Origin of the sequence: Plantactinospora sp. BC1 (assembly GCF_003030345.1) — a bacterium.
Taxonomy (GTDB): domain Bacteria; phylum Actinomycetota; class Actinomycetes; order Mycobacteriales; family Micromonosporaceae; genus Plantactinospora.
The window spans coordinates 6,992,992-7,006,362 of the sequence record NZ_CP028158.1; the positions used below are offsets into that span (position 1 = coordinate 6,992,992).

Here is a 13,371-nt window from a genome sequence, read left to right on the forward strand (position 1 = left end):
GCAGGCGCCGACGACCGCCCAGACCACGGCCGACGCCGGCCGATCACCGGCGTCCGTGCGCCAATAGTCCCCGATAGCCGACGCGATTGCACGTACTAATCGGGGGTCCCGCAGAAAGCTTTCACGTCCCGTGGCAAGATGACCGGTTCCGTCCCGACCCCCGGCCCGACCCGGTCGCGGGACGGCGGCGTCCGCCACGTGCCGGCGGGTCGGCCGAGACCGCCGGACGTCGGTACGGTACGAAGGCATTCGTGAACCCCGCGACGCTGATCACCGCCGCCGTACTCGGAATGCCACACGCCGCGACGCCGGCCCCCGAGACGCCGGACCCGAAGCCGAGCTGCCTGGACAACCCGCTCTGCGACCAGGTCTACCGGGTGACCAAGTCGGCGTGGTTCGCCGAGGGCAGCAACCTCTTCCTGATCAAGCCGGCCACGATCGTGCTGATCCTGCTGGTGGCGGTCCTGCTCCGCTTCCTGCTGCACCGGACCATCAACCGGCTGGTACGCAGCACCTCGGAGAGCCGGATCCCGGCGGTACTCCGGCCGCTGCGCGAACGGATCCCCAGCGCCGCGCCCGACCCGCAGGCGGTGGTACCCGAACGGCGCCGGCAGCGGGCCGAGGCGATCGGCTCGGTGCTGCGCAGCATGACCACGGCGGTGGTCTTCGCGATCGCCGTGTTGCAGATCCTCAGCGAGCTCAGCTTCGACCTCGCCCCGCTGCTGGCCAGCGCCGGCATCGCCGGCCTGGCCCTCGGCTTCGGCGCACAGACGCTGGTCAAGGACCTGCTCGCCGGGCTCTTCATGCTGCTGGAGGACCAGTACGGGGTCGGTGACACGGTGGACCTCGGCGAGGCGACCGGGGTGGTCGAGGCGGTCGGCCTGCGGATCACCACCGTCCGGGACGCCCGTGGGGTGGTCTGGTACATCCGCAACGGCGAGATCATCCGGGTCGGCAACAAGAGCCAGGGCTGGGCGATGGTCGTGGTGGACATGCCGATCGGCTTCGCCCGTACCGAGGAGGCCACCGCCGTGCTGCGGACCGCCGCCGCCTCGGTCGCGGTCGACCCGGAGCTGGCGCCGGAGCTGGTGGAGCCGCCCGAGGTGGTCGGGGTCGAGCAGATCACCGTGGACGGTTCGGTGATCCGGACGGTCGCCAAGACCACCGCCGAGGGGCAGCTCCCGGTCTCCCGCGAGCTGCGCCGCCGGCTGGCCGAGGCGCTGGAGAACTCCGGCATCACCGCCGGCATCGCCGCGACCAGGATGTTCCCCCGGCCGTCGACCCCGCCGGCCGACGGGGAGACCGGCCAGGGTGGAGCGACCTGAGGCACCCCAACCCCTTCCGGGTACGCCGACCGGTTGACCCGGCATCGGTACGGGGCGCCGCCGCCCACGCCGGACGGTGCCGTACGGGTACCGGATGGCCTGACCGGAGGGCCGGCCGTCAGGGGTCGCGTACCGTGCGGGCGGTCGGGTATGGTCCGTTCGACCAGTCGCAGATGTGACGATCTATCCGTTCGCCCTAGCCAGTTGTCATACGATCGGGCAGAATCCAGAACTAGCTCCCTCCCGGAGCGTAACGAAGACCTTGCTGATCAGAACGTCTGAAACGTTCCCGGCAGCCCCATCACACGTGGTCAGCGGTCGAGAACGATGGAGGCCCACCGGTGTCCGAAGAGACACACACTCCCGAGCGGCCGGCAACCTATCGGGAGGTGTTCGCCCAGCGTGAATACCGGGCGGTCTTCGCGGCCACCGTACTGACCTGGACCGGCGACTATCTCGCCAAGGCGGCCGTCACGCTGCTGGTCTATCAGCAGAGCCAGTCCGTGGCCCTCTCCGCCGCCGCCTTCGCCACCAGCTACCTGCCGTGGCTGGTCGGCGGCCCACTGCTCACCACCCTCGCCGACCGGTACCCGTACCGCACGGTGATGGTGATCTGCGACCTCGTCCGGCTGCCGCTCTACGCGGCCATCGCGATCGACGGCCTGGACACGCCGGTGATCCTGGCGTTGCTCTTCGCGGCGACCCTGGCGAATCCACCCAGCCAGGCGGCCCGGTCCGCGATGCTGCCCCTGCTGCTCACCGGAGACCGGCTGGTCGTCGCGCTCTCCCTGCATGGCAGCGTGGGGCAGGCGGCCCAGGTGCTCGGCTACGCGGTCGGGGCCGGCATCGCGCTCTACAGCCCGGCCCTGGCCCTGCTGCTCAACGCCGTCGCCTTCGGGGCCTCCGCGGTGATCCTCTGGTTCGGCGTCCGGCACCGGCCCGCCGTGCCGCCGGAGCGGGGCCGGCGAAACCTGCTCCGGGAGACCGGTGCCGGGTTCGCCCTGGTGTTCGGCACCCCGGTGCTGCGGGCCATCGCGATCATGGTGTTCTGCGCGATGCTGTTCGCGATCGTCCCGGAGGGGCTGGCCGCGGCCTGGGCCACTGATCTCGCGGGTTCGGGCGCCGACCGGAGCGTCACCCAGGCGCTGATCATGGTCGCCGCACCGGCCGGTTTCATCCTCGGCGGCATACTGGTCGGCCGGACCCTCCGGCCGGACCTGCGCCGGACCCTGGTCCGGTTCTTCGCGGTACTCGCCCCGCTGGCCCTGGTGCCCGCCCTCTTCAACCCGCCGCCGCTGGTGGTCGCCCTGCTGGCCGCAGTCGCCGGCTTCGCGGTCGCCGGGCTGTTGCCGGTGACGAACGGGCTCTTCGTGCTGGCCCTGCCGCACGGCTACCGGGCCCGGGCCAACGGCGTGATGAACACCGGTGTGCAGGTGACCCAGGGCCTGGCGGTACTCGCCACCGGCCTGCTGGCCGAACGGTTCACCATTCCCCGGGTGGTCGGGCTGTGGAGCGCCGCCGGGGTGCTGCTGATGCTGGTGCTGGCGCTGCGCTGGCCGCAGCCGGAGCGGTTCGACGCGGCGATCGCGGAGGCCCAGCGCCGCTCCGCCGACCGGGAGGCGGCGGCTGGAGCGGCCCGTCCGGGCCAGCACCCGGCACCGACCTCCCCGCCCAACCCGAGGCCGCCCTCCTCCGAGGCGGGCATCGGCGCGGTCTGAGCCCCGAGCCGCCACCGATCGGCACGGTGTGAGCCCCGGTCCGCCAGCGGTGGGCGCGGTGTGAGCCCGCGCAGCGCCGCCGGTGTGAGCCAGCCCGCACCGGGGGTACGGCACAGACTGCCGACGATCGCCCACCCGAATGGCAGGATGGAGCGGTGAATCCCGCAGGTGAGCGAGAGCAGACCCGCCCGTCGCCGAACTTCTTCGAGGAGATCGGCGGCGAACCGACCTTCCGGAGGCTGGTCGACGAGTTCTACGCGGGTGTCGCCACCGACCCGGTGCTCCGGCCGATGTACCCGGAGGCCGACCTCGGCCCGGCGGCGGATCGGCTGCGGCTCTTCCTGATCCAGTACTGGGGTGGCCCGAACACCTACTCCGCGCAGCGCGGGCATCCCCGGCTCCGGATGCGGCACGCGCCGTACCGGGTCGGGCCGGTCGAGCGGGACGCCTGGCTGCGCCACATGCGGCAGGCCGTGGACCGGCTGGAGTTGTCGCCGGAGCAGCACGAGACCCTGTGGCAGTACCTGGAGCGGGCCGCGTACTTCATGGTCAACACGATGGACGAGACGCCGGGGCCGGCGCACTGAGCGCTGACCCTGCCGGGGGCCGCCCCTAGAGCAGCGCGCCCTCGTCGTGCAGCCAGTCGACGAAGGTGGTCGCCACGGCGGCTCCGCAGTCGAGCATCTCGACGAGCAGGGCGTCGTGCGCACCGGCGCTCAACGGCACCTGCAACTCGGCGTAGATGGGCAGCTGGCCGCGTTCGGTGGGGTCACCGACGTACGCCTTGCAGAACCGCCGGGTGTGGTTCCACTCGTTGACCACCCGGTAGGCCCGGTCGGCCCAGTCCGGCGGAACGGTCGAGTGTGGACGGGCCCGCATCACCAGGATCTCGTCGTCCGGCCCCTCCAGGGCGAACAGCACGGCGTGCCGCTCCCACATGGCCAGCAGGCTGCCGTCGCCGTCGGCGAGATAACGGACGTCGAGCAGGTCCAGCGCGTCACCGACCCGGCGGAGCGTCACCGGCGCGATCACCGGGGGGATCTCCCTGATCGAGGCCCGATCCCCGGGTCGGGCGTCGGGTTCCGGTCGGGAGTCGTGATCCGGCTCCCGGGGCGCCGGCGGCCCGACCCGGACGGCACCGTCCGACGCGATCCTGCTTCGAGTTTCCGGCTCGCCGCCACCGGCGTGGCCGGGGCGCCATGACCACCACGGCATCGCTTGCGCACCTCACTCCCCAGCGGATCCACGTGCCTACGTTGCGTTGGATCCGAGGCCCGACGGTACCCGTACAGCCGGCTCGAAGCACCCCCCCAACTACAGCCCCGGGACGGTTGGACCATACCGCCTCATCCGTTCGGATGATCACGCGCCGGTTTTATCGCAAGCTGACTGACTTTCTGTGACCATGCCACTCCGAATGGTGCGGCCAATCCGACCCAACGACCCATGATCCGCACCCGTACGGCGTCCTGACCGGGTGGGCCGGAGGAGCCGAGAAAGCCCATCCGGACGATGGCCTGGACCAGCCGTTGAGAGATCTCGATCCGGCCGCCGCCGGGTACCGGATCGGTGCCGGCGGTGCCGGCGTCGGGTACCCGATCGGTGTCGGCCGATGGCGCGGTCACCACCACCGCGACGTGGTCGAGCAGGGCGTCCCGGACCGCGCGCTGGCCGACCGCCCGGCCGGCGACGCCCTCGGCGGCGGCGCCGCGCAGCGTCTGCGCCGCCGCCACCGCGATCCGGCGCAGCTCGGCACCGGCGATGGTCTCCACCACCGTGCCGGGCCCGCCCGGCACCGGCCAGCGCCAGTCGGCGTCCCGGCGACGCGGCAGCGCCGCACCGCCACGGCCGAGTTCGGCGAGCAGCTCGGCGGCGGAGACCGTGGCGTCGCCCGGACCGGCCCCGGCCACCACCCGGCCCACCAGCACGTCCCAGGGCAGCCGCGCCCAGAGCACGGTCCGGTCCGGTGTCCCGGCCGCCGCACCGGGCGCCCCGGAGCGGAGCCGGACCACCGCGCCCGGGTCGAGCCGGGTCAACCGGGCCAGAAAGGCACCGGCGTCCGGCAGGCCGGCGAGCCCGTGCCCGGCACCGGGCGCCACCGGCCCACCAGCCGTAGCCTTCTCCGCAGCGGACACCGCATCGCTCCCTACGCTGGCTCGTCCCGGGTCACCGGCTCGACGAGGTACCGCCGGAGGAACTCCTGCTCCGCGTCGGTCAGCCGGCGCGGCCGCTGCTGTTCGAGGTCGAACGGCACCAGCACCGACCGGGCCCGGCTGGCCAGCACCGTACGGTCGAAGAGCTCGTAGGCGACGGTGAACCGGGACTGCCGCAGATCCTCGATCCACATCTCGATGCGTACCGTCGGGGCGCGCTCGGCGGTCGTCCCGTCCAGCGCGTACCCGACCGGGCGGAGGTAGTCGATCTCGTGCCGGTAGATCACCACGCCGTCGGCGAACGAGCCGACTCCCCAGGCCCGGCCGCCGGCGAACATCAACGCCACCCGCGCCTCCTCGTAGAGGGTGAGGAAGCGGGCGTTGTTGACATGCCCGTACGCGTCCAGGTCCGACCAGCGCAGCGTGCAGTCGTAGACGTACCTGCGGCTGTCGGACCGCTCCGCCTCCGCCGGCCGGGCCTGCACCGGACTAGTCACGGGTGAGCTTGCGGTAGGTGACCCGGTGCGGCCGGGCCGCCTCGGCACCGAGCCGGTCGATCTTGTTTTTCTCGTACGCCTCGAAGTTGCCCTCGAACCAGAACCACTTCGACGGGTCCTCGTCGTCGCCCTCCCAGGCCAGGATGTGCGTCGCCACCCGGTCCAGGAACATCCGGTCGTGCGAGATGACCACGGCGCAGCCGGGGAACTCCAGCAGCGCGTTCTCCAGCGAGGAGAGGGTCTCCACGTCCAGGTCGTTGGTGGGCTCGTCGAGCAGGATGACGTTGCCGCCGATCTTGAGCGTCAGCGCCAGGTTGAGCCGGTTGCGCTCGCCGCCGGAGAGCACCTTGGTCGGCTTCTGCTGGTCGGGGCCCTTGAAGCCGAAGGCCGCCACGTAGGCCCGGGACGGCATCTCGACCTTGCCCACCATCAGGTGGTCCAGCCCGTCCGAGACGACCTCCCAGACGGTCTTGTCGCCGGCCAGCCCCTCCCGGTTCTGGTCGACGTACGACAGCTTGACCGTGTCACCGATCTTGACCGAGCCGGCGGTCGGCTGCTCCAGCCCGACGATGGTCTTGAACAGGGTGGTCTTGCCGACGCCGTTCGGCCCGATGATGCCGACGATGCCGTTGCGGGGCAGCGAGAAGCTCAGGTTGTCGATCAGCACCCGCTCGCCGAACGCCTTGCGCAGCCCGTGCGCCTCGATCACGGTGTTGCCCAGCCGGGGGCCCGGCGGGATCTGGATCTCCTCGAAGTCCAGCTTCCGGGTCTTCTCGGCCTCGGTGGCCATCTCCTCGTAGCGGTCCAGCCGGGCCTTGGACTTGGTCTGCCGGGCCTTGGCGTTGGACCGGACCCACTCCAGTTCCTCGCTCAGCCGCTTCTTCATCTTGGCGTCGCGGCGCCCCTCGACGGCCAGCCGGGCCGCCTTCTTCTCCAGGTAGGTGGAGTAGTTGCCCTCGTAGCCGACCGCCCGGCCCCGGTCGAGTTCGAGGATCCAGCCGGCCACGTTGTCGAGGAAGTACCGGTCGTGGGTGATCGCCATCACCGTGCCGGCGTACTTGGCGAGGTGCTGCTCCAGCCACTGCACGCTCTCCGCGTCCAGGTGGTTGGTCGGCTCGTCCAGCAGCAGCAGGTCGGGTGCCTCCAGCAGCAGCTTGCAGAGGGCGACCCGGCGCCGCTCGCCACCGGAGAGCTGGGTGACGTCGGCGTCCGGCGGCGGGCAGCGCAGCGCGTCCATCGCCAGTTCGAGCTTGGAGTCGACGTCCCAGGCGTCGGCGTGGTCCAGCTCCTCCTGGAGCTGCCCCATCTCGGCCATCAGCTCGTCGGAGTAGTCGGTGGCCATCTGCTCGGCGATCTTGTTGAATCGCTCCAGCTTGGCCTTGGTCTCCGCCACCGCCTCCTCGATGTTGCCGAGCACGGTCTTGGCGTCGTTGAGCGGCGGCTCCTGGGCGAGCAGCCCGACGGTGTAGCCGGGCATCAGCCGGGCCTCACCGTTGCTCGGCCGGTCCAGGCCCGCCATGATCTTGAGCAGGCTGGACTTGCCGGCGCCGTTCGGACCGACCACACCGATCTTGGCCCCCGGCAGGAAGCTCAGCGTCACGTTGTCCAGCACGACCTTGTCGCCGTGCGCCTTGCGCGCCTTCTCCAGGACGTAGATGTACTGGGCCACGGTGCGGCCTACCTCCCACGGATGTGATGTCCCCGAATGCCGTGTTTACGACCGAGCACGACGTCGGGCTTGCTTGGACCGCGCTGTCGGTGTCACGCCGGCCACGCGGTGCGGCGGAAAACGCCATCGTCAATCCTGACAGGTCCGGCCCGGCCCGCCCACATCACCCTCCGCCGAGCCTCCGCCGGAGGGTGGTGTGGGAGCCGAGGCCGGACCGAACGGGTGGTCATGATCACCTTTGTGTTTTCGCACCGCGTCCCGCAGGGCAGTAACTGTGGCACTGGGGGTTAGGCACCGCAGCTACGCTCAGTACGCTCAGCGGTGGACCACCCGTCATCACCGGAGGTGCACTGATTGTGACCGTACGTAGCTCGTTCGTGGTCGTTGCGAATCGCCTGCCGGTCGACGAGGTGACAACTCCCGAGGGACGCCAGTGGCGGCGCAGCCCCGGAGGTCTGGTCACCGCCCTGCATCCGGTGCTCGCCCAGCACCAGGGCACCTGGGTCGGCTGGGCCGGCGGAGTGGGCGCCGCGCCGGAGCCGTTCGACCTGGAGGGCATCCGGCTGCACCCGGTGCCACTGAGCGCGGAGGAACTCGAACGCTACTACGAGGGCCAGTCCAACGCCACGATCTGGCCGCTCTACCACGACGCGGTGGAGACCCCGGCGTACAAGCGCCGCTGGCGTGAGGCGTACCGGCTGGTGAACGCCCGGTTCGCCGAGGCCGCGGCCGAGGTGGCCGCTGAGGGCGCCACGGTCTGGGTGCAGGACTACCAGCTCCAACTGGTGCCGGCGATGCTCCGCGAACTCCGCCCCGACCTGCGGATCGGCTTCTTCCTGCACATCCCGTTCCCGCCGATCGAACTCTTCATGCAGATGCCGCTGCGCGCCGAGGTGCTGCGCGGGCTGCTCGGCGCCGACCTGGTCGGCTTCCAGCAGCGGCTGGCGGCGCAGAACTTCGTCCGGCTGGCCCGGCACCTGCTCGGCCTCCGCTACGAGGGCCAGATGATCCAGGTGGACGGCCGGCAGGTCAAGGCGGGTGCGTTCCCCATCTCCATCGACGTGGCCGAGATGGAGCGGATGGCCGTCGACCCGGCGGTGCAGGCCCGGGCCAAGCAGATCCGTACCGAGTTGGGCGACCCGAAGACGGTGATCCTCGGGGTGGACCGGCTCGACTACACCAAGGGGATCGAGCTTCGACTCAAGGCGTTCCGCGAGTTGCTCTCTGACGGAAAGTTGACAGTTCCCGACGCGGTTATGGTGCAGGTTGCTACGCCAAGTCGGGAACGGGTGGAGCACTACCAGGCACTCCGGGTCAAGGTGGAACGCGAAGTTGGTCGAATTAATGGCGAATTCGGCCGGGTCGGCGTACCGGCCGTCCATTACCTCCATCAGTCGTACAGTCGCAGTGAACTGGCCGCGCTCTACTGCGCGGCCGACGTGATGATGGTGACCCCGCTGCGAGACGGAATGAATCTGGTGGCCAAGGAGTACGTAGCAACACGCGCCGACTCGGGCGGCGCCCTCGTGCTCAGTGAGTTTGCCGGCGCCGCCACCGAGCTGCGCCAGGCATTCCTCTGTAACCCGCACGACCCGGACGGAGTCAAGGACGCGCTGCTGCGCGCGGTCCACGTCGACAAGGTCGAGGCTCGGCGCCGCATGCGCATCATGCAGCGCCACCTGCGTACGCACGATGTCGGACACTGGGCCCGGTCCTTCCTCAACGAGTTGGGCGTACCCGAGACGGAGGACGAGTGAAGGTTGGTTCCCTGCTCGACGGGGGTCCGCGCACCCTCGACGGGATCGACCCCGAACTGCGGTCGGCCATCGGCCGGATCGCCCGGGTACCACAGCTCCTGGTCGCCTGCGACTACGACGGCACGCTCGCGCCGATCGTGGAGGACCCGACCAAGGCCGTGCCGCTGCCCGAGTCGGTCGCCGCGGTACGCGCGCTGGCCGCCCTGCCGCAGACCACCGTCGCCGTGGTCTCCGGCCGGGCCCTGCGCGACCTGGCCACGCTCTCCCGGTTGCCCAGCGAGGTACACCTGGTCGGCAGCCACGGCTCCGAGTTCGACATCGGTTTCGTCGAGCGGCTCTCCCCCGAGCTGATCGAGGTACGCACCCGGCTCCGCAACGAGCTGCGCCAGATCGTCGCCGGCCGGGGCCGGGTACGCCTGGAGACCAAACCGGCCAGCATCGCGGTACACACCCGGGGCGCCGACCCCGAGGTCGCCGCCGAGGTCGTCGCGGCGGTGGACGCCGGCCCGGCGATCTGGCCGGACGTCACCGTGACCCGGGGCAAGGAGGTCATCGAGCTGTCGGTGATCCCCACCAACAAGGGCACCGCGCTCGAACAGCTCCGCACCCAGCTCTCGGCGAGCGCCGCCCTCTTCCTCGGCGACGACGTCACCGACGAGAACGCCTTCGCCAAGCTGCACGGCCCGGACGTCGGCATCAAGATCGGCCCCGGCGAGACCCGGGCCACCTTCCGGATCGACGAGCCGGTCGACGCCGCCCGGGTGCTCGCGCTGCTGCTCGAGGTACGCCGGAACTGGCTCTTCGGCGAGCGGGCCGTACCGATCGAGCGGCACTCGATGCTCGCCAACGGGCGTACCGTCGCACTCGTCACCCCGGAGGCGAGCCTGAGCTGGCTCTGCCACCCCAAGCCCGACTCGCCGGCCATCTTCGCCGACCTGGTCGGCGGCAACCCGGCCGGCTATTTCAGCATCGCCCCGGAACGCGGTGGCCTGCCGCTCGGCCAGCGCTACCGGACCGGCACCATGACCGTGGAGACCCGCTGGTCCGGGCTGACCGTCACCGACTGGCTGGACCGGCCCTCCACCGACGGCGTGCCGAGCGGCCCGGCGGTGATCAGCGGTGACTCGACCCTGGTCCGGGTGCTCAGCGGCGCCGGCCGGGTCCGGCTGGACTTCGCCCCCCGGCCCGAGTTCGGCCAGGTAGCCGTGCAGCTCCAGCCGCTCGGCGACGGGCTGCTGGTGCTCGGCTCCAACGAGCCGATCGCGCTCTACTCCCCCGGCGTCGAGTGGGAGATCGTGAACGACGGCGGCTACGAGACCGCCCGCGCGGTGGTCGACCTGGCCGCCGCCGGTGGCCAGGTCACCTGCGAGTTGCGGTTCGGCTCGCACAGCCTGGAGCACCACCGGGTACCCGTGCAGGAGCGGCAGGCGGTGGCGGAGCAGCCGTGGCGGGACTGGGTCGCCGGGCTGCGGCTGCCCAGCACCGCCCGGGACCTGGTCGGGCGGAGCGCGCTGACCCTGCGCGGCCTGGTGCACGAGGCCAGCGGCTCGATCCTGGCCGCCGCGACCACCTCGCTCCCGGAGGAACTCGGCGGGGTACGCAACTGGGACTACCGGTACTGCTGGCTGCGTGACGCCGCGATGACCGCGCGGGCCCTGGTCGACCTCGGCTCGCTCGCCGAGGCCGAGGGCTTCCTGCGCTGGGTCGACGGCTGCGTCGAGCGCACCGGCGGGCACCCGGAACGGCTGCACCCGCTCTACACCGTCGACGGCTACGAACTCGGCGCCGAGGCGGTCATCGACACCCTGCCCGGGTACGCCGGCTCCCGGCCGGTCCGGGTCGGCAACCTCGCCAACCACCAGCTCCAACTCGACGTCTTCGGGCCGGTCGCCGACCTGCTGGCGGCCGTCGCGGACCTGCGCGGCGAGGTACGCGACACCGAGTGGCGTGTGCTGGAGAACATGGTCGAGGCGGTCGCCCGGCGCTGGCACGAACCCGACCACGGGCTCTGGGAGGCGCGGCTGCCACCCCGGCATCACGTCTACTCCAAGGTGATGTGCTGGATGACGGTGGACCGGGCGCTGCACGTGGTGCGGCGGCACGGCGACGGCGACCGGCCGGAGTGGGTGGAGCTGCGCGACCGGATCGGGCACAACGTGCTGGAGTTCGGCTGGCACGCCGGTGCCGGCGCCTACACGGTGGCGTACGGCGACGAGGAGATGGACGCCTCCTCGCTCTGGATCGGCCTGTCGGGGCTGCTGCCCGACGACGACCCCCGGTTCCTGGCCACCGTGCTGAAGGTCGAGGCCGACCTGCGCAGCGGTCCGGTGGTCTACCGCTACCGGTGGGACGACGGGCTGCCCGGCCGGGAGGGCGGCTTCCACATCTGCACGGCCTGGCTGATCGAGGCGTACCTGCGCACCGGTCGGCGGTCGGACGCGGAGGAGCTCTTCACCCAGATGGTCGACACCGCCGGCCCGACCGGCCTGCTCCCCGAGCAGTACGACCCGATCTCCGAACGCGGCCTCGGCAACCACCCCCAGGCCTACAGCCACCTGGGCCTGATCCGCTGCGCCCTCCTCCTGGACAACATGCTCAAGTCCTGACCCCCTCCGGGGGGTGATCCGCGCGCTACTTCGGTGCTGTGGTGGCCTCACGGCGTCCGTGAGGCCACCACATTCCGGAACCTGCTACGCGCCTGCCCTACGGGGCGGAGGAGGGGACCGCGGCGAGGGTCGTGGCCACGTCGCCGAAGACCACGACCGCGGGAGGGCGGAAACCGGCCGCGAGCGCGTCCGCGGCGACGGCGGCCAGGGTCGACCGGAGCACTCGCTGGCCGTGCGTCGTACCCTCCTGCACCACCGCCGCCGGGGTCTCCGGCCGCCGGCCGTGCGCCCGCAGCGCGGCAGCGATCGCCGGGAGGTTGTTCAGCCCCATCAGCACGACCAGGGTGCCGCGCAGCCGGGCCAGCGCCGACCAGTCGACCAGGGAGTCGGGATGCTCCGGCGGAAGGTGCCCGGAGACCACCGTGAACTCGTGCGCCACGCCCCGGTGGGTCACCGGGATGCCCGCCGCAGCCGGAGCGGCGACCGAGCTGGTCACCCCGGGGACCACGGTCACCGGTATCCCGGCGGCCGCACAGGCCAACGCCTCCTCGCCACCCCGACCGAAGACGTACGGGTCGCCGCCCTTGAGCCGGACCACCCGGGCGCCGGCCAGGGCGCGCTCCACCAGTACCCGGTTGATCTCCTCCTGGGCGGCGGCCGGACCGTGCGGGATCTTCGTGGCGTCCACCAACTCGACCTCGGGATGGAGTTCGTCCAGGAGCAGCCCGGGGACCAGCCGGTCGGCGACGACCACGTCGGCCTCGGCGAGCAGCCGCCGGCCCCGGACGGTGATCAGCTCGGGATCGCCGGGCCCCGCACCCACCAACGCGACCCGGCCGACGGGACGCTCCGGCAGCCCGGCCAGCATGGCTCGGCCGGCGACGACACTCGTGGCGGACCCGTCGACCGTCTCGGACCCGTCGACCGTCCCAGATCCATCGACGTCGTCCCGTCCCGCCGGCATACCGCCGTTGCCGGCCACGGGAACGTCCGATCCGGAGTCGGCGGCAGCGCCGGTCCTGCGGTTGCCGTCACCATGACCGTTGGTCTCGGTGTTGCCGCTGTCGTGGGCGTTGGCCGGGTTGGCGTTCTGGGGGCTCGGGTGCGTCGGTGCGGCGCCCTCCCTGGCATCGGCGGTGGCGTCGGGGGTGGCGCCGTCCGGGCCGGGTGGCGGGGGTGGCTCTGCCGCGACACCGGAGAGGGCGCCGGTGATCAACTGCTCTCGGATGGCGTCCCGGACCGCCACGGCGCGCCGAGGGTCGCCGCCGCCGAGCACGGCGACGGTGAGCGGGCCGTACCGGGTCACCGCCGGGGTCCAGGCGGTCGCGGCGTCGCGGTCGTCGGCGCGTACACAGAAGATCTGCCGCTCGAACGCGGCGGCGCTGACCGCCTCGGCGGCGGCCGGGTCGTCGACCGCCACCTGCACCAGCCAGGCACCGTCGAGGTCGGCCGGCGCGAACTCCCGGGCCACCCACTCCAGCCGTCCCGCGTCGACGTGTGCCCGCAACGCCGGGGTCAGCTCGGGGGCGACCACCACCACCCGGGCCTCCGCCTCCAGCAGCGCCGGTACGCGCCGGGTCGCCACCGCCCCGCCGCCGACCACCAGCACACGCCGGCCGGCGAGCCGCAGCGCAAGCGGATACATG

The 13,371-nt window shown here is 71.9% G+C and carries 10 protein-coding genes; 5 read left to right on the top strand and 5 right to left on the bottom strand.

From position 1 onward, the window contains the following. The first annotated feature begins 290 nt into the window (after positions 1-290). The 3 genes from C6361_RS30690 to C6361_RS30700 all read left to right on the top strand — a co-directional run bounded on the left by C6361_RS30690 (position 291) and on the right by C6361_RS30700 (position 3,630). Positions 291-1,325, top strand: a complete 1,035-nt coding sequence (locus C6361_RS30690) for a mechanosensitive ion channel family protein (protein ID WP_107264544.1) — start codon at positions 291-293, stop codon at positions 1,323-1,325. 341 nt (positions 1,326-1,666) lie between these two features. Then, positions 1,667-3,043: an MFS transporter gene (locus tag C6361_RS30695; RefSeq protein WP_107269871.1), complete on the top strand. Its 1,377-nt coding sequence runs from the start codon at positions 1,667-1,669 to the stop codon at positions 3,041-3,043. Between the two features lie 155 nt (positions 3,044-3,198). Beyond that, positions 3,199-3,630 carry a globin gene (locus C6361_RS30700; protein WP_107263342.1) on the top strand — a complete coding sequence of 144 codons (432 nt, stop codon included), beginning with the start codon at positions 3,199-3,201 and terminating at the stop codon, positions 3,628-3,630. A 25-nt stretch (positions 3,631-3,655) separates the two neighbouring features. On the opposite strand, the gene C6361_RS30705 is transcribed toward C6361_RS30700, so the two are convergent. The 4 genes from C6361_RS30705 to ettA all read right to left on the bottom strand — a co-directional run bounded on the left by C6361_RS30705 (position 3,656) and on the right by ettA (position 7,362). Further along, positions 3,656-4,258 carry a YbjN domain-containing protein gene (locus C6361_RS30705; RefSeq protein WP_107263341.1) on the bottom strand — a complete coding sequence of 201 codons (603 nt, stop codon included), beginning with the start codon at positions 4,256-4,258 and terminating at the stop codon, positions 3,656-3,658. 131 nt (positions 4,259-4,389) lie between these two features. Beyond that, positions 4,390-5,178, bottom strand: coding sequence for a hypothetical protein (locus C6361_RS30710; RefSeq protein ID WP_199853134.1), 789 nt, complete (start codon positions 5,176-5,178; stop codon positions 4,390-4,392). An 11-nt stretch (positions 5,179-5,189) separates the two neighbouring features. Next, on the bottom strand, positions 5,190-5,693 hold the full coding sequence (locus C6361_RS30715; RefSeq protein WP_234359124.1) for a thioesterase family protein: 504 nt from the start codon (positions 5,691-5,693) through the stop codon (positions 5,190-5,192). Then, positions 5,686-7,362, bottom strand: a complete 1,677-nt coding sequence (gene ettA, locus C6361_RS30720) for an energy-dependent translational throttle protein EttA (protein ID WP_107269874.1) — start codon at positions 7,360-7,362, stop codon at positions 5,686-5,688. Before ettA ends, C6361_RS30715 begins: the two co-directional genes overlap by 8 nt. A gap of 356 nt (positions 7,363-7,718) precedes the next feature. On the opposite strand from ettA, the gene C6361_RS30725 reads away from it, so the two are divergent. Then, positions 7,719-9,119 (top strand): trehalose-6-phosphate synthase, encoded by a 1,401-nt coding sequence (locus C6361_RS30725; RefSeq protein ID WP_101367673.1) that lies wholly within the window; start codon positions 7,719-7,721, stop codon positions 9,117-9,119. 11 nt (positions 9,120-9,130) lie between these two features. Beyond that, positions 9,131-11,725, top strand: a complete 2,595-nt coding sequence (gene otsB / locus C6361_RS30730; RefSeq protein ID WP_107264543.1) for a trehalose-phosphatase — start codon at positions 9,131-9,133, stop codon at positions 11,723-11,725. 97 nt (positions 11,726-11,822) lie between these two features. Here otsB and cobA read toward each other — a convergent pair whose 3' ends face one another. Next, positions 11,823-13,370: a uroporphyrinogen-III C-methyltransferase gene (gene cobA / locus C6361_RS30735; RefSeq protein WP_234359125.1), complete on the bottom strand. Its 1,548-nt coding sequence runs from the start codon at positions 13,368-13,370 to the stop codon at positions 11,823-11,825. Position 13,371 lies beyond the last annotated feature (1 nt).

Coding starts and splice junctions, on each gene's coding strand:
- C6361_RS30690 (WP_107264544.1), top strand. CDS start 291: ATGCCACACGCCGCGACGCCGGCCCCCGAGACGCCGGACCCGAAGCCG.
- C6361_RS30705 (WP_107263341.1), bottom strand. CDS start 4,258: ATGCCGTGGTGGTCATGGCGCCCCGGCCACGCCGGTGGCGGCGAGCCG.
- cobA (WP_234359125.1), bottom strand. CDS start 13,370: ATGTATCCGCTTGCGCTGCGGCTCGCCGGCCGGCGTGTGCTGGTGGTC.